This window comes from Amycolatopsis sp. NPDC039088, assembly GCF_055598845.1.
Window position 1 is genome coordinate 154,281 of sequence record NZ_JBVKAE010000017.1, and the last position, 16,323, is coordinate 170,603.

At 67.7% G+C, this 16,323-nt stretch carries 15 protein-coding genes; 9 read left to right on the forward strand and 6 right to left on the reverse strand.

What is annotated here, in order from left to right:
- Positions 1–48 precede the first annotated feature (48 nt).
- Together ACZ7KI_RS22705 and ACZ7KI_RS22710 are read left to right on the forward strand one after the other, a co-directional pair.
- A complete protein-coding gene (locus ACZ7KI_RS22705) occupies positions 49–669 on the forward strand; it encodes a glycoside hydrolase family 25 protein (RefSeq protein WP_470275091.1) in 621 nt (206 codons plus the stop codon).
- Positions 670–789: 120 nt separating this feature from the next.
- Entirely contained in the window at positions 790–2,067 is a 1,278-nt protein-coding gene (locus ACZ7KI_RS22710; RefSeq protein WP_470275092.1) for an aminodeoxychorismate synthase component I, read from the forward strand.
- A gap of 1 nt (position 2,068) precedes the next feature.
- Here the strand turns inward: ACZ7KI_RS22710 and ACZ7KI_RS22715 are convergent, their stop codons facing one another.
- Positions 2,069–3,028, reverse strand: a complete 960-nt coding sequence (locus tag ACZ7KI_RS22715; protein WP_470275093.1) for a quinone oxidoreductase family protein — start codon at positions 3,026–3,028, stop codon at positions 2,069–2,071.
- Between the two features lie 123 nt (positions 3,029–3,151).
- Between ACZ7KI_RS22715 and ACZ7KI_RS22720 the strand changes: the two genes are divergently transcribed.
- Positions 3,152–3,682: a QsdR family transcriptional regulator gene (locus ACZ7KI_RS22720; RefSeq protein WP_470275094.1), complete on the forward strand. Its 531-nt coding sequence runs from the start codon at positions 3,152–3,154 to the stop codon at positions 3,680–3,682.
- A 4-nt stretch (positions 3,683–3,686) separates the two neighbouring features.
- On the opposite strand, the gene rsmI is transcribed toward ACZ7KI_RS22720, so the two are convergent.
- The gene (rsmI, locus tag ACZ7KI_RS22725) at positions 3,687–4,520 is read right to left on the reverse strand and encodes a 16S rRNA (cytidine(1402)-2'-O)-methyltransferase (RefSeq protein WP_470275095.1); all 834 of its coding nucleotides are present in this window, start codon (positions 4,518–4,520) and stop codon (positions 3,687–3,689) included.
- 68 nt (positions 4,521–4,588) lie between these two features.
- Here rsmI and ACZ7KI_RS22730 point away from each other — a divergent pair, with 68 nt between their 5' ends.
- The 3 genes from ACZ7KI_RS22730 to ACZ7KI_RS22740 all read left to right on the forward strand — a co-directional run bounded on the left by ACZ7KI_RS22730 (position 4,589) and on the right by ACZ7KI_RS22740 (position 7,934).
- On the forward strand, positions 4,589–6,160 hold the full coding sequence (locus ACZ7KI_RS22730; protein ID WP_470275096.1) for a dolichyl-phosphate-mannose--protein mannosyltransferase: 1,572 nt from the start codon (positions 4,589–4,591) through the stop codon (positions 6,158–6,160).
- 84 nt (positions 6,161–6,244) lie between these two features.
- Entirely contained in the window at positions 6,245–7,288 is a 1,044-nt protein-coding gene (locus ACZ7KI_RS22735) for a DUF3558 domain-containing protein (RefSeq protein WP_470275097.1), read from the forward strand.
- A gap of 76 nt (positions 7,289–7,364) precedes the next feature.
- Positions 7,365–7,934: a hypothetical protein gene (locus tag ACZ7KI_RS22740; protein ID WP_470275098.1), complete on the forward strand. Its 570-nt coding sequence runs from the start codon at positions 7,365–7,367 to the stop codon at positions 7,932–7,934.
- Between the two features lie 78 nt (positions 7,935–8,012).
- On the opposite strand, the gene ACZ7KI_RS22745 is transcribed toward ACZ7KI_RS22740, so the two are convergent.
- Positions 8,013–9,788 carry a serine/threonine-protein kinase gene (locus ACZ7KI_RS22745; RefSeq protein ID WP_470275099.1) on the reverse strand — a complete coding sequence of 592 codons (1,776 nt, stop codon included), beginning with the start codon at positions 9,786–9,788 and terminating at the stop codon, positions 8,013–8,015.
- 184 nt (positions 9,789–9,972) lie between these two features.
- Here ACZ7KI_RS22745 and ACZ7KI_RS22750 point away from each other — a divergent pair, with 184 nt between their 5' ends.
- The gene (locus tag ACZ7KI_RS22750) at positions 9,973–11,844 is read left to right on the forward strand and encodes a propionyl-CoA synthetase (protein ID WP_470275100.1); all 1,872 of its coding nucleotides are present in this window, start codon (positions 9,973–9,975) and stop codon (positions 11,842–11,844) included.
- Positions 11,845–11,953: 109 nt separating this feature from the next.
- The gene (locus ACZ7KI_RS22755) at positions 11,954–13,546 is read left to right on the forward strand and encodes a beta-N-acetylhexosaminidase (RefSeq protein WP_470275101.1); all 1,593 of its coding nucleotides are present in this window, start codon (positions 11,954–11,956) and stop codon (positions 13,544–13,546) included.
- 58 nt (positions 13,547–13,604) lie between these two features.
- Here ACZ7KI_RS22755 and ACZ7KI_RS22760 read toward each other — a convergent pair whose 3' ends face one another.
- Together ACZ7KI_RS22760 and ACZ7KI_RS22765 are read right to left on the reverse strand one after the other, a co-directional pair.
- On the reverse strand, positions 13,605–14,216 hold the full coding sequence (locus tag ACZ7KI_RS22760) for a TetR/AcrR family transcriptional regulator (protein ID WP_470275102.1): 612 nt from the start codon (positions 14,214–14,216) through the stop codon (positions 13,605–13,607).
- Positions 14,206–14,901 carry an MOSC domain-containing protein gene (locus tag ACZ7KI_RS22765; protein ID WP_470275103.1) on the reverse strand — a complete coding sequence of 232 codons (696 nt, stop codon included), beginning with the start codon at positions 14,899–14,901 and terminating at the stop codon, positions 14,206–14,208. The genes ACZ7KI_RS22760 and ACZ7KI_RS22765 overlap by 11 nt, the downstream gene beginning before the upstream one ends.
- 40 nt (positions 14,902–14,941) lie before the next feature.
- Between ACZ7KI_RS22765 and ACZ7KI_RS22770 the strand changes: the two genes are divergently transcribed.
- Positions 14,942–15,538, forward strand: a complete 597-nt coding sequence (locus tag ACZ7KI_RS22770) for a TIGR03086 family metal-binding protein (protein WP_470275104.1) — start codon at positions 14,942–14,944, stop codon at positions 15,536–15,538.
- On the opposite strand, the gene ACZ7KI_RS22775 is transcribed toward ACZ7KI_RS22770, so the two are convergent.
- The gene (locus ACZ7KI_RS22775; RefSeq protein ID WP_470275105.1) at positions 15,521–16,141 is read right to left on the reverse strand and encodes a DinB family protein; all 621 of its coding nucleotides are present in this window, start codon (positions 16,139–16,141) and stop codon (positions 15,521–15,523) included. The two genes, ACZ7KI_RS22770 and ACZ7KI_RS22775, sit on opposite strands and share 18 nt — an antisense overlap.
- Positions 16,142–16,323 lie beyond the last annotated feature (182 nt).

The following is a 16,323-nucleotide window of genomic DNA, read 5'->3' on the forward strand; positions in this document are numbered from 1 at the left end:
CGGACGTAAGGTGACCTTTCCGGCGTACTGGGGCGAAATTCGAGGCAGGTGACTTTGATCGATCCGGGAGGTGAGCACGGCGTCACCCTGTCCCACCGGGAGACGGTGACGGACTGGGCGGCGGTGCGTGGCGCCGACATCCGGTTCGCCTCGGTCACCATCAGCGAGAACACCAACTGGCGGGACACCGCCGCGGAACGCAATCTGGCCGGCGCGCAGCACGCCGGTATCCACACCGGCGCACGGCACTACGCGCGTCCGGGTGCCGTCCACGATCAGGCCGAACACTTCGTGCGAACGGCGAGCGCGCTCGGTGCCTTCGCGCCCGGTTCGCTCGCGCCGGCGCTCGAAGTGGAGGCGCCCAGCGTCGACGACCGCTTCATCAAGGCGTGGATCAAACACGTCAGGCATGCGGCACGCGTCGAGCGAGTCCTCGTGTACGCCGGGCTCGACTGCTGGACCAACCGTCTGCATCCGGACAAGTGGGCGGACAGCGAAGTGGTGTTGTGGCTGGTCAGGCACAACGAGATCCCGGGGCGGCCGGGATGGTTCCACTCCCGGCTGGGCCTGCATCAGCACGGCTTCGGCACCGGTTTGCCAGGAGTGACCGGGCCGATCGCCCAAGACGCCGTCGTCTATCCCTTCACGCTCGGGGACGTCCTCCTGTAGCGATCCGCGGGTGACCGTGGGTGCGCGAACAGTGACCGGCGGCAGCACTCGTGGTCGCGGACGTCACTTTCCGACTGACGCGGGTTGCCTTTTCGCCCGCTCGGACAGCGACAATGTCGCGTGCGGTTGATGTGCCGGAAGCTGCGGACGGACGTCACGCCCGAACGGGCGCTGGCGGCTCTCGGCGTACGGGCCGAGGCGCTCGGAATCGCGCCGCCCGCGGCGCTTTGCGGAGACTGGTTCTCCTCACGCGCGGTCATCGCGCCGAGCGTTTCCCTGTCTCCTGTCCGGGATGTGGCCGAGGCGTTCGCGATTCCCACCCGGCTGCCCCTGGTTCGTGACGCGGTGCCCGGCGCTGTCGGCGGCGGCTGGTTCGGTTACCTGGGTTATGACCTGACTGATCCTTCCGGGCGTTCGGGCAGCCTTCCGCCGTCCGCCTGGGGCTGGGTCGACCGGGTGCTGCGCCTGGACGAGCACGGTTCGTGGTGGTTCGAGGCACTGCTTCCCGAGGACGATCCGGACCCGTTCGACGAGGTATCCGCGATGGAATCGTCGCTGGCAGGGCGGTTCGAAGCGACAACCTGGAATTCCGGTCCGCTGTCGCGTCCGCTTCCCTCGGAGCACTACGACGCGGTCAAGGCGTGTGTGCACGCGATCGAGGCGGGTGAGCTGTTCCAGGCGAACATCTGCGCTCGCTTCACCGGCGAATTCACGGGTGATCCGATCGCGTTGTTCGCCGAAGGTGTGCGCCACCTGCGAGCCCGGCGGTCGGCGTTCCTCGGCGGCGACTGGGGCTCGATCGTCTCGTTCTCCCCTGAGCTTTTCCTTGCCAGGCATGGGCGGCGGGTCCGGTCGACGCCGATCAAGGGGACCCTCCCGCGGCGGGACGCGGCCGACGAGCACTTCGCGCGGCTGCTGCGGGAATCCACCAAGGACGTCGCCGAGAACGTGATGATCACCGACCTCGTCCGCAACGACCTCGGCCGCGTGTGCGCCACCGGCAGTGTTCGCGTCCCGGAACTGCTGAAGGTCCGCCCCGCTCCGGGGGTCTGGCATCTTGAGTCCACTGTGGAGGGATCGCTCGCCGACGGGGTCGACGACGCGGATCTGCTCGCGGCCACGTTCCCGCCGGGTTCGGTGACCGGCGCGCCGAAGATCCGGGCGCTGGATCTGATCGCCGAACTGGAACCCACGGCGCGCGGTGTCTACACGGGCGCGATCGGGCTCGCGTCACCGATCGCCGGCCTGGAGTTGAACGTCGCGATCAGAACCTTCGAAATCCACGACGGCACGATCGCGTTGGGAGTCGGCGGCGGGATCACCGCCGACTCCGACAGCGAAGCGGAATGGCAGGAATGCCTGCACAAGTCCGCTCCGCTGGAGCGGTTGCTCGGCTGAGCTACTTGCTGGGGTCCAGCAGGAGCTTGCCGGAGGTACCGCGCGAACGCAGGGCCTCATGGGCGGCACGCGCGTCCGACAGCGCGTACTCGCCGCCGGCGACAGCGCGGATCTGACCGGCGAGCGCCAGCGAGAAGAGGTCGTCGAGCGCGCGGCCGAAGACGTTCCCGGAAAGTTTGAAGACGTGCGGAAGCCACATCCCGGACACGGTGGTGCTGTGCCCGAGGAGGTTGCGGGCCTCGATCGGCTTCGGCTGCTGACGGCTGGCCATTCCGTAGAACGCGAGGCGGCCGAAAGGTGCGAGCGCCGCGATGCTCTGGTCGGTGACAGCGCCACCGGTCATGTCGAGAACGACGTCGACGCGTTTGCCGCCGTTCGCCTCGCGAAGCGCGTCGGTCATGTTTTCGGCGCGCGAATCGATGGCGACATCAGCGCCGAGATCGAGCGCGAGGGCGCGCTTCTCGTCACTGCTGGCCGTCGCGATGACGCGGCTCGCTCCCCATGCCTTCGCGAGCTGGACGGCGATGGAGCCGACACCGCCCGCCGCCGCGTGCACGACGACGGATTCGCCGGCCTCGAGGTGGGCGTTCTTGCGCAGCAGGATCGCGGCGGTGGTGCCCTGGACGATGAAGGACAGCGCGGTCAGGTCGTCGACGCCGTCGGGAACGCCGAAAGTGGTGGCCTCGTCCGCCACCGCGCGCTCGGCGTAGCCACCACCGCCGTTGAGCAGCGCGACGACACGCTTGCCGTCGGCGGTGCGGCCGACGACCTCGCCGCCGGGCACGAGCGGGAGCTTGCTCGGCGCGAGATAGGAGTTCTCGGCTTGGTGCGTATCGGCGTAGTTGACGCCGATCCGGTCGACCTCGATGACCAGCTGACCTGGGCCGGGAACGGGATCGGGCAGGTCGACGAGGTTGAGCACCTCGGGTCCGCCGAATTCGGTCACCTGTACTGCACGCATCCGTATCCTCCTCGTCGGGATGAGACATTCTTGCATATGTCTCATCCCTGAGACATCGCGTGATATGTTTCACTCATCGAAACCGCACTCGAACGCCAGCTGACTTCGCCGCGCCCGGACGCCGTGCGCGCGTTCACGATCGCGCGCACCTGGTTCCTGGAGGGCCGCCGCGTCGACATGGGTGACCTCGCGGGCGAGCTGGGCATCAGCCGGGCCACCCTGCACCGCTGGGTCGGCGGCCGGGATCAGCTGCTCGGCGAGATCCTGTGGTCGATGACCGTGGAGGTCTTCGAAGCGCGGGCTTCCGGCAAGCTCGGCCGCGGCGCGGAGGGGATCGCGGAGCTCATCGGCACGTTCGTCCGCACCGTGAACGACTCGAAGCCGTTCCGGGAGTTCCTGCGCAACGAGCCCGAGCGGGCACTGCGGATCCTGACGACGAAGGCCAGCGTGGTGCAGAGCCGGGCGATCGCGAAGATGCACGAGTTCCTCGACGAAGAGGCCGCGGCGGGGCGGCTCACCCCGCCGCTGCCGGTGGAGGACCTGGCCTACCTGCTCGTGCGGATCAGTGAGTCCTTCATCTACACCGACGTCATCACCGGAGCCGAGCCCGATGCCACGAAGGCGTATGCGGCCGCGGCGGCCTTGTTGACCTGATCCTTTACTTCCGCGACGCGAGGACAGCGTCGTAAAGCTCCTTCTTCGACACTCCCGTGGCTTCGGCGACCTCGGCGGCGGCGGATTTGAGACGTTCGCCCGCCGCGACCCGCGACGAGACTTCCGAAACCAGATCCGCGACGCTCACCGAACGCGGCGGCGCGCCCGCGAGAACGACGGTGATCTCGCCCTTGACCCCGTCGGCGGCCCAGGCGGCCAGTTCCGGCAGGGTGCCTCGCTTGACCTCTTCATACGTTTTGGTCAGTTCACGGCAGACTGCGGCGCGGCGCTCGGGACCAAGTACCCCGGCGGCGTCGGAGAGCGTGCTCGCCAGTCGGTGCGGCGACTCGAAGAACACGGCCGTGCGGGGCTCGTCCTTCAGCGAACCGAGCCACTTCGCGCGTTCGCCGGGCTTGCGCGGGGCGAATCCTTCGAAACAGAAGCGGTCGCACGGCAGGCCGGACAGCGCGAGCGCCGTGGTCACCGCGGACGGGCCGGGGAGACAGGTCACCGGCACTTCCGCCTCGACACACGCCGCGACCAGGCGGAACCCGGGATCCGAGACGCTCGGCATCCCGGCGTCGGTCACCAGCACCACCGTTTCGCCCGACCGGAGCGATTCGAGCAGTTTCGGCAGGCGGGCGGTCTCGACGTCCTCGTAGAAGCTGACCACGCGGCCGACCGGCGAAACGTCGAGAGCGGCGGTGAGGGTGCGCAGACGCCGGGTGTCCTCCGCGGCGATCACATCGGCCGTCGCGAGGGCCTTGGAAAGGCGTGGCGAAGCGTCGCGGACGTCTCCGAGCGGGGTGGCTGCCAGCACGAGGCGTCCTTCGGTCATTCCCGAAGGTTAACCGGTTCACGGATCCGGACACCGAGTTCACTCTTCCGCCCGTAGGATCATGCCCCGTGACCGCGCTGCTGACCCGTGACGACGAGAGCATGCGGCCTGATCCGGTCGACGCGCTCCGGCCACCGAGCGACCGGGAGGCCACCCTCCTCGGCCGCGGCATGCCGACCGATCGGCTCCGCGGCTGGATCGTCACGCTGGTGCTGACGCTCATCGGCGGCATCGTCCGGATCCAGAACCTGGGAACGCCCACGGACAAGGGCACCCCCGTCTTCGACGAGAAGCACTACGTCCCGCAGGCGTGGCAGATGCTGCGCAACGGCGGTTACGAAGACAACTACGGCTACGAACTCATCGTGCACCCGCCGCTGGCCAAGCACCTCATCGCGATCGGCGAGTGGCTGTTCGGCTACAACGCCTGGGGCTGGCGGATCATGCCCGCGCTGGCGGGCACGCTGATCGTCTTCCTCACCATCCGGATCGCCCGGCGGCTCACCCGCTCGACCTTGCTCGGCGCGGTCGCCGGAATCCTGATCATCAGCGACGGCGTGCTGCACCTGCAGTCGCGGATGGGCATGCTCGACATCTTCATCGCCGTGTTCGTGCTCGCCGCGTTCGCCTGCGTGCTGTGCGACCGCGACCAGGTGCGGCAGCGGCTGGCCGCGGCCGTCCGCGAAGGCTGGATCAACGAGTCGCGGTTCGGGCCGAAGCTCGGTTTCCGGTGGTGGCGGTTCGCCGGCGGCCTGATGATCGGGCTGACCTTCGGCGTCAAGTGGTCGGCGCTGTACTACATCGCGGCGTTCGGGCTGCTCACCGTTTTCTTCGACGTCGCCGCGCGCCGCGCCGCGGGCGTGCAGCGGCCGTGGGTCGGCACGCTGCGCCGCGACGTGCTGCCCGCGCTATGGGCGATCGTCGTCATCCCGATCCTGGTGTACCTCGCCTGCTACTGGGCCTGGTTCGCGAGCGAGACCGCGACCGACCGCAACTACGTGGCGATCAAGGACATCGACCCCGGCTTCTGGGCCTGGATGCCGCCTGCCCTGCGGTCGCTCGGCGACTACTCGATGAACGTCCTCGACTTCCACGCGAACCTGGTCACGCCCAAGGACAAACCGCATCCGTGGGAATCGAAGCCGTGGACCTGGCCGATGGGACTGCGGCCGATGCTCTACGCGTACGAGGGCGGCACCGAGGCGACCGGCTGTGGCGAGTCGACCTGCGTGCGGGCGACGATGCTGATCGGGACGCCGGCGATGTGGTGGCTCGCGCTGCCGATGCTGGGCTGGAGCATGTGGCGGTCGGTCTTCCGCGCGGATTGGCGCTACGCCGCCGTGCTCGTCGGCTACTTCGCCGGGTTCCTGCCCTGGTTCACCAACCTCGACCGCCAGATGTACTACTTCTACGCGACTCCGCTGGCGCCGTTCCTGGTGCTCGGGTTGACGTTGATCCTCGGCCAGATCCTCGGCAGCGCGAAACGCGGGTTCGAACGGCGGGGCACCGGCCTGCTCGTCGTCGCGCTCTACGTGGGTCTCGTCGTGGCCAATTTCGCCTGGCTCTGGCCGATCCTCAACGGCAACGCGATCACGAACGAGCACTGGAACGCCGAGTTGTGGCTTCCGTCCTGGAAATGACCACCATCGGTTGACCCAAGACCCAGCGAGGCCGCTGAAAGCGATTTAGACTCCCGTCCGAATTGAGGACTACTGGGGGTCATCATGTCTCGTTGGCCGTATTTCGTGGCCATCGCTCTTCTGCTCACCGGATGCTCCAGCGCCGTCGACGGCAAGGCCTTCCGCGCAGGTTCGGCACCGGGCGCGAGCGAATCGAAGTATCCGAAGTACCAGCCGCCCGCCGACGGATCGGGTTTCAGCGATCAGGTGCTCGATCAGCCGCTGGCCCTGCCTTCCAAACAGGGTGAGGAAGGGTGCGATTGGCTGGATTCGATCAAACCCGACCTGCAGCCGCTCGGCCTGATCAGCACCAAGGGAGCGCTCAGCGGCTGCCAGTTCGTGTTCCCCGGCAACAAGGGCGCGCAGGTGCACGCCTACAACCCGTACAGCTGGATCACGCAGGACGCCCCGGTGATGGAACCGGTGGAGATCGCCGGGATCAAGGGCCGGACCTATGCCTTCGACCCGGAACCGGCGACCTTCTGCTCGGTCAACATGGACGTCCGCGCCTACGCCTCGATCGCCGTCGACGCCTATGACGTCAACAGCGACGAAGCGGGAGTGCGCGCCGAACACTGTGAACTGGCGAAGAAGGTCGCCGAAGTGGTGTTGAAGAAGTTCGTTCCGCTCGCGGGCGGCAAGCCGGCACCGAGCACTGTTCAGGAGCCGCCGCCGGAGGTGCTGCGGGACGCCGACCCGTGTGAGGTCGTCAAGTTCACCCACGCGAATTACGCGGGCGTCAACGGGGGCCGTGAAGGCGCTCAGAATGGCGAAAGCCCGGTCGGACGGACCTGTACCCACGAAGTCGCCTACGCGAAGGTCGTCGGGATGTACACGACCGGCACCGGCGGTCTCGAAGCCGTACCGCCGAAACCGGGCGCGGACGTGCGAAGCGGGAAGTTCGGCACGTTGAAGGCCAGGTACGAGCAGACCGAGGAGACCTGTGCCGTGAGCGTTCAGCTCACCAACGGCCAGGTGGTGCAGGTCGACTTCATCGGCAAGAAGAAGGAAGCGATGAGCCGGACCTGCGTATCCGCCCAACTCATCCTGTCCGTGTCGATACTCGCTTTGATCAACGGTGTCAGCTGATTTTTCGATTCAAGTGTGACACTTGGCCGATAGTTGTTACTATCCCCTGGTCAGTAGCAGTTCGACAGGGGGCACCATGACGATCCGACCGCTCGGAGTGGCCTGTGCGGCCGCGGCGCTGTTCTTGATCGCGGGCTGCGAAGAGCAGACACCGGGCACCGCGGCACCGCAGCCTTCGGCCATTCCGAGCACTTCGGTGGCGCCGAGCAGCAGCTCAAGCGCGGCTACGTCGACTACACGTCCTAGTGCGACAGTTCCTTCGGCGAGCGCCGGGACGGTCACCAAACCCGCCACCGGCGGCGCGGTGGCGCACACCCCGGAAGGGGCCGCGACGGTGATGGAGGAATATCACCACGCGTTGGGCGACAAGGACCTCGACACCGTTTGCCGTATCACCGCGCCGGCGTTCGACGGCGGGATGAAGGAGTGCCGCAGCCTCACCCCGATCCAGTTCGAGATGTTCACGCCCGCGGATTTGAAGAATCTGAAAGTCACCCGGGTCGACCGATCGAAGGTGAAGAGCCAGGGGCCCGACCAGGTGATCGTCCCGCCCGACGCGATCGCACCTAAGGCGACGATCATGGACGGCGACCCCAAGATCTTCACCATGGGGTGGCGCGGGGGGACCTGGGTCATCATCAAGTGAGGGAGCAAGGGACCTTTGCTAGCGTTCGTTAGTGCACTAACTAACGCTAGCAAAGGTCCCTTGCTCTCTTTTCGCAGGTCAGCGCGGGTGGCGCTGGGGCTGCGGCTGCCGCGGGGGCTGGGACTGAGGCTGTTGCGGGCGACGGGGGACGATCTGCGTCACCGGGCCGTCCGGCGACTTGCCCGCCCTGGCCAGCCAGCCTTCGACGTCGCGCCGCACGGCGGCGAGTGTCGGACGGCGACGAGGCTCCTGGTCCAGCGACGCGATGAGGATCCGGGCGTGCGCGCTGCGGTTCGGCAGCTTCGACACCGGTTCGGCGCGGGCGGCGGCCATCAGCGCGGCCATCGGGGTCTCGCGCGTGCCGCGCGGCGGCTGGCCCGATAGCGCGTAGCTGACCGTCGCCGCGAGCTGCCAGGCGTCCGACGCCGGGCTCGCCGGGGAACCCATCGCCTGCTCGGGGGCGACGAAGTCCGGCGTACCGATCATCATCCCGGTCGCGGTCATCTTCGAGTCGCCCTGGCTGCGGGCGATCCCGAAGTCGATGAGATGGGCGAGGCCGTTGCGGTCGAGGATGATGTTCGACGGCTTGAGGTCGCGGTGCAGCACACCCTTCTCGTGCGCCGCGGCGAGCGCGCCCGCCATGGTCGACCAGAGCCGTCCGGCCGCGATGTCGTCGAGCGGGCCCTGCGAGTCGACGATTTCGGCCAGCGACCTGCCTTCGAGGTATTCCATCACCAGCGCGAGCCCGTCGGGCTCTTCGACGAGGTCGTACACGCGGACACAGTTGGGGTGGTTCACGACGGCCAGCGCACGGGCCTCGCGCTGCATCCGCTCCTCGGTGTCACGGTCCGGCGCGTGCGCGATCTTCAGCGCGACAGTGCGGTTGAGCTGCGTGTCGATCGCTTCCCAGACGGTGCCGAAACCACCGTGGCCGAGTCGCCGGACACGCTTGTAGCGGCTGCCGCCGGAGTTACGGGACCCCGGCGGTGCCGGGACCGGACCCGGCACCGCGGCCAGTGCCGGCGGCTCGGGCGCCTGCGCCAGTGCCGTCGCCGGGTACTGCTTGGCAGGCGGCGGGGGCGGCAACTGCTGCTGCGGCTTCGGGGCGGGCGGCTCCGGGCGGTACGGCTCGACCTGGGGCCGGGGCTGCGGATCCGGCCGGTTGATCACCGACCAGGCAGGCGGGCCGACCAGCGCGACCGGGATCAGGCCCAGCACGCTGAACGGCAGGAACCCGAGCCAGAAGTGCACGGCGGTGTTCGCGCCCATGCCGACACTCGCCAGCACCATCAGCACGAACGGGATCCAGAAGAACCGCGAAGGCCACTTCGGGCCGCGACGGAACGCGGTGCGTGCCTGCAGCATCACGAACAGCAGCGCCAGCGCGGGCAATCCGACCAGCAGGATCAGGTAGAAGACGTAACCCAGCTGCATCCCGTTCGGATAGAACAGGACCTCGTAGACGTTCTGGCCGCGGCCGAGATATTCGCTCTGCTTGCCGATCAGCGGGCTGTAGTCGGTGTTGAACGTCGACAGGTCGCTGCCGGAGAAGCCGGACGCACCGCCCGACTTCGACGAGGCCGCCTCCTGATAGGTCTGCGAAACACCGGTCGCCAGCAGCCATGGCAGCAGGAAGACGGCGACCACGCCGATCCCGCCGAAAATGGACAGGGTCACCACGTCGTAGCGGTTGCCGGTGCCTTTGCGGATGATCGCGACGACCATCGCCCCCAGTGCGGGCAGCAGCGCGACCAGCGCTCCCGCGGTGCTCGTCGCCCACACCCAGTCCCCAGGCCAGATGCCCGGTCCGAACAGGCCGTGCGCGAACGAGAGCAGCGCGCTCGCTAGTCCCATGGACCCTGCTCCCCTCGCCAGTCAAGGCCGTTTCCGGCCGGTTTTTCCCTAGTTCAGCTTAGGACGCTCGACGCACTTACCGGGTTGCCGGGTTGTCGCGGGCGTCTCCGCGCCGTTACCACCAGGCATCGGCGGAGCCGAAAGTCCATGATGGGTTCCGTACCCGAGCGCGAAGGAGCATTCGATGTACGCCGAGTCGTACCAGCGGAGCCTCGAAGACCCGGAGGGTTTCTGGCTCGAAGCCGCACGGGCGATCGACTGGACCCGTCCGCCGACGCAGGCCCTCGACGCGTCGAAAGCGCCCTTCTACCGCTGGTTCCCGGACGGGGAGCTGAACACGGCGTTCAACGCGCTCGACCGGCACGTGCGAGACGGCCGCGGCGAGCGGACCGCGCTGATCTGGGATTCCCCGGTCACCGATTCGGTCCGCTGGTTCACCTACGCGGAATTGCTGGCCGACGTCGCCCGGTTCGCCGGCGCGCTCGCCTCGCTGGGCGTCGGCAAGGGTGATCGCGTCATCATCTACATGCCGATGGTGCCCGAAGCCGCGATCGCGATGCTCGCCTGTGCGCGGCTCGGCGCGGTGCACTCGGTGGTATTCGGCGGCTTCGCGCCCAAGGAGCTGGCGGCGCGGATCGAGGACGCGAAGCCCAAGGTCATCGTGGCGGCTTCGTGCGGGATCGAACCGACGCGGGTCGTGGAGTACAAGCCGATCATCGACGAGGCGCTCGCGGGAACGGCGCACCAGCCGGACAAGGTCGTCGTGCTGCAGCGAGAACGGTCCCGCGCCGAACTCGGCGAACGCGACGCCGACTGGGACGAACTGGTCGCGGAGGCGGCACCGGCCGATCCGGTACCGGTCGCGGCGACCGATCCGCTGTACATCCTGTACACCTCGGGGACCACGGGGAAACCGAAGGGCGTCGTGCGCGACAACGGCGGGCACGCGGTCGCCTTGGCCTGGTCGATGGGCGCCATCTACGACATCCACCCCGGTGACGTGTGGTGGACGGCGTCCGACGTCGGCTGGGTCGTCGGCCATTCCTACATCGTGTACGCGCCTTTGCTCATCGGCGCGACGTCACTGATGTACGAGGGCAAACCGATCGGAACCCCGGACGCGGGCGCTTTCTGGCGGGTCATCGCCGACCACGGAGTGAAGGCGCTGTTCACCGCGCCGACGGCGTTGCGCGCGATCAAGAAGGTCGATCCGGACGCGACCGAAGTGAAGAAATACCAGCTCGGCGAGTTCAAGACGTTGTTCATGGCGGGTGAACGACTCGATCCGGAGACCTATCACTGGGCACACGAGAAGCTCGGTGTTCCGGTGATCGACCACTGGTGGCAGACCGAGACCGGCTGGCCGATCGCGGCGAATCCGCGGGGGCTGAAGCCGATGCCGGTCAAACCCGGTTCCGCGACGAAACCGGTGCCGGGCTGGGACGTGCGGATCCTGGACCAGTCGGGCGAGCCGCTCCCGACGGGGAAGGAAGGCGCGATCGCCATCAAGCTGCCCCTGCCGCCGGGTTCGCTGCCGACACTTTGGGAGGACGACGAGCGGTATCGAGAGGCGTATCTTTCGCGGTATGACGGCTACTACCTGACGGGTGACTCCGGGTACGTCGACGAAGACGGCTACCTGTTCGTCATGGGCCGCACCGACGACGTCATCAACGTCGCGGGACACCGCCTTTCGACCGGTTCGATGGAAGCCGTGCTCGCCTCGCATCCCGCCGTGGCCGAATGCGCGGTGATCGGCGTCCGCGACCAGCTCAAGGGGCAGCTGCCGCGCGGCTTCGTGGTGCTGAAGTCGGGTGTCGAGGCCGACGCCGAAACGCTCAAGTCCGAATTGGTCGCGCTGGTGCGGCGCGACATCGGCCCGGTCGCCGCGTTCCGTGACGTGTCCATTGTGGACGCGCTGCCGAAGACACGATCCGGCAAGATCCTGCGGAAGACCATGCGGGGCATCGCTGATGGCCGCGACGAACAGGTGCCTTCGACGATCGAAGACGCGAGCGTTCTCGACGCGCTGAAAGCGGTGCTACGCGGCGAGTGAACCGGTGACCGGTACGTCGTCGTAGTCCGATCGGGTGTTGTCGCGTATGCCCTATTGGTCTATACCTCTAGGAGAAGAGAGTCTCCAGTTACCCGACCGGAGGTGCTCCATGAGTAAACGCGTGTCCAGAACCGTGCTCGGCGTGGCCGTCCTGAGTCTCGCGACTTTCGGGCTGCCCGCGACCGCGAGCGCGGACCCCGCGCCGGCACAGCGCGCGAAGGCCGAACGGACCGTCGCCGACGTCGTCCCCGCGCCGGTCGAAGCGAAACCCGATCCCCGCGCCGACTTCCGGCTCAGCCCCGCGACCGTCATCCGCACCGACCGCGACGGCGAACAGGTCGCCGATTACCTGGCCGGGCTGCTCCGGCCCGCGACCGGCTACCGGCTGCCCGTCGTCAGCGGTCACCGCGGCGGCGGTCCCGCCATCTCGCTCGAAACCGGCCACGCGGGCGGCAGGGTCGGCACCGAGGGCTACCAGCTCAAGGTCTCCCCCGGCGGCGTGACACTGAAGGCGAACACCGACAAGGGCCTCTTCCTCGGCGTGCAGACGTTGCGCCAGCTGCTTCCGTCGGCGATCGACGCGAAGACCGTCCAGCACCGCTCCTGGGTGATCTCGGGCGGCACCGTGCTCGACTATCCGCGTTTCGGTTACCGCGGCGCGATGCTCGACGTCGCCCGGCACTTCTTCACCCCGGCACAGGTCAAGCTCTACATCGACCAGATCGCGCAGTACAAGATCAACACCCTTCATCTGCACCTGAGCGACGACCAGGGCTGGCGGATCGAGATCAAGAGCTGGCCGAAGCTGGCGACCGTTGGCGGGCAGACCGCCGTCGGCGGCGCACCCGGCGGGTACTACACCCAGGAGCAGTACAAGGACCTCGTGCGCTACGCGGCTTCGCGGCACATCACGATCGTTCCCGAGATCGACATGCCGGGGCACACCAACGCGGCCCAGCACTCCTACGCCGAACTGAACTGCGACGGCGTGGCGGTGCCGCCGCGTACGGACACCGAAGTCGGCTACAGCTCGCTGTGCATCAACAAGGACATCACCTACAAGTTCGTCGACGACGTCCTTCGCGAACTGTCCGCGATCACTCCGGGGAAGTACCTCAACATCGGGGGCGACGAGGCGCACGCGACCACCCCGGCGGATTACCAGACCTTCGCCAAGAAGGTTCAGCCGATCGTCGCGAAGTACGGCAAGCAGATCACCGGCTGGCACGACATCGCCAAGACGACCCCGCCGGTTTCGGCCATCCCGCAGTACTGGGGGACGACCGGCACCGACGCCCCCGTCGCAGCGGCCGCGCAGCGGGGCAACAAGATCCTCATGTCGCCTGCCAACAAGGCGTACCTGGACATGAAGTACAACCCGCAGACGAGGCTCGGCCTGGACTGGGCCGGGTTGATCGAGGTCAAGACCGGCTACGACTGGGATCCGGCCACGTATCTGCAGGGCGTGACCGAGCAGAACGTCGCCGGGGTCGAGGCGCCGCTGTGGTCGGAAACGCTCGTCACCAGTGACGACATCGAGTTCATGGCGTTCCCGAGGCTGCCGGGTTACGCCGAGATCGGCTGGTCACCGAAGGCTTCCCGGACCTGGGACGCCTATCGGCTCCGGCTGGCGAAGCAGAGCCCGCGGTGGGTTCAGCAGGGGATCGACTTCTACCGGTCCGCTCAGGTCGACTGGAAGTAGCGCCTCACGAATGCCATGAAAGGTCCTTTCCTGGCAAATTTTGCCAGGAAAGGACCTTTCATGGCGCGGCCGCGGCGTCGAGACGGGCGGTGATGGCGGCCCGCGCCAGCGCGTACGGCTCCTTGCCGCCGAACATGACCGAGTCCGCGTTCGCGGCCCGGCCGAGGGCGTTCAGCTCGAAGGCCAGCCTGTCCACGTCGACGGATTCGCGGAGATCCCCGGCCTTCCGTGCTTCGACGACGGTGGACCGGATGAACTTGGCGAAGGCGCGGGTCGCCTTCGCGACCGCGTCGTGGACTCGCCCGGTCCGCGCGTCGAACTCGGCGCCGGTGTTGAAGAAGAAGCAGCCGCCGGGGAACACCCGGCGTTCCGAGTAGTCCAGCCAGTTCGCGCACAGCGCGCGCAGCCGCGCGATCCCCTGCTCGACCTCCAGCGTCGGGTCGACGACGTTCTCCGCGAAGATCGCGCTCGCCGTCTCGATCGCCGCGAGCTGCAGTTCCTCCTTGGAACCGAACAACGCGAACACCCCGGATTTGCTCAGTTCCAGCTCGGTGGCGAGCCTGCCGAGCGACAACCCGTCGAGCCCTTCGACCGACGCGATGTCGACGGCGCGCCGCAGGACGATCCGCCTCGTCGCGTCGCCGCGGGCCACCCGGCCGTCAACCGGCATCCCGATCCTCCCGCCGCCGTTTCGCCGATTCCAGGCCGTCACGGTACTGCCGGGAGAGCGCCGATGCGGCGAGGACCCGATCCAGCAGCGTCCAGTACGCGGCCCGGCGATCGTCGTCCAGCTGGGCGACGTTGGTGAACGACGCGACGTAGATTTCGGCGATCGTCGGATTCACCGGATCGCGTTCTTCGAGCGTCATGCGCCCCGAAGTCGGGACTTCGCCCGTCCGGAGAACGCGCAGGTACCAGCCGCTGCGGCCGGAATCGATCATCGCCGGGATGACGTCCTTGCGCCCGGTCTTCATCGCGAGCTTGAAACACGGTGTCCGCGGTTGCGAGACCTGGACCAGCGCGTCTCCCCAAGCCCAGACATCGCCGACGCGTACGTCGTACTCGTCGGCGCCCGTCACCGACGCGTTCTCCCCGAAATCACCCGCGACCACCGGGAAGCCTTGCTCGGACCACGCCGCGTAGTGCGTGGCCGGATAGACGTAAACCGCCTTGTCGACGCCGCCGTGGACGGTGCGATCCGCCTGATCGTCGCCGGCCAAATTGATCTCGCCGAGTTTCACCGAGGGCGTCTCCACGCGTGCTTTCGCGATGGCGCTGTACACCGGACTGTCGCGCTTCGTCCCCAGCACGGACGGCCGCCCTACGAAGACCTCGTTCACTTCGAGAGTGCTCACCCTCTAGAAGATAGCACGATCGTTCGTATATTTTGAATCCATGGACTTTCTGGCACTGACGACCCGGGCACATCACGCCACCCGAACCACGATCGCCGGAATCGGCGCCGACGACTGGGACCGTTCGACCCCCTGCGCCGAGTGGACCGTCCGCGACATCGTGGAACACCTGATCGACAACAACGAGCGGGCCGCCGCGCGGGCGGCGGACCGTCCCCGCACGACCCGCTCGACGACAGTCGACAACCTCGCCACGGCCTACGAAGAAAGCTCCGCCGAGTTCCTCGCCGCCTTCGACGACCAGGCTCTGAAGAAGACCTTCGACTTCGGCAAATTCGGCCCGCTGCCCGGCAAGAACGTCCTGGCCGTACTCTTCGCCGACACGCTCGTCCACGACTGGGACCTCAACACCGCGCTCGGCCGCGAACACCGCTGGGACGACGAACTCGCGACGGTCGCGCTGAACGTGGCGAGCCGCTTCCCCGACGGCACGCCGGTGCGCGGGCCCGGCGCCGCCTTCGACCACGCTGTCGAGGCACCGCCTGGCGCCGGCACCGGCGACCGGCTCATCGCGTTGCTCGGCCGTTCGTTTCCGTCGATGCCCTCGAACAAGGGGACGTCACCGGGCCTTCTCTGACCGCTGGGACTGGCGGCCGCGATCAGGCTGGGCGGCGGCTTTGGCGGCCAGCTCGATCTGGTCGCGGCGGGTTTTCCAGAAGGCCTCGTCGCGCTGCTGGGTGGAGTAGTCGGTGCCCGTCCCGGTCGAGCCGTCCAAGTGTTCGCGCAGGATGTCGGCGTGTCCGGCGTGCCGGCTCGTCTCGGTGAGGTTGTGGACCAGGATGGCGAACAGCGTCACCTGAGGACGCGGCCACCAAGGCACATGACCAGGCGAGTCAAGGGCTAGCGCCGCGATCGTCGCGTCGGAGTGCTCCCAGACCCGTCGGTAGCGGCCGACGATCTCCTCGCGCGTCTCGTGCTCGGTGGCCCACATGTCGGCACCTCGTTGCCCGACGTCGTCCCATCGGGGCAGGGGCTCGGGAAACGGCCGGTCGAAGACCTCGCCGAAGTACCGGGACTCCCAGAGCGACAAGTGCTTGACCAACCCGAGAAGGTTGGTCCCGGTCCGGGTCAGGGGACGGCGGATCTCGTACTCCCCCAGCCCCTCGAGCTTCCACAGCATTACCTCGCGGACCTCTCGCAGATCGCTGTGCAAGTACTCTTTCGCGGCTTCATCGAGCATGACGTCAGTCTCCTCTCCGGTGAGCCTTGCGGGCGAAGGCGCCTGGTGGCCGATGCCTCGGGTTCCCAATGTCGCGTTGGGGACGCTGAGCGTCTCACCCGCGACATTGGGGACAGCGTTCTCGGTATCCGCGGCTAGTCCGGGAGAAGCAAAGTTCGAGCGGAACCGAGCGCCAGCCTGCC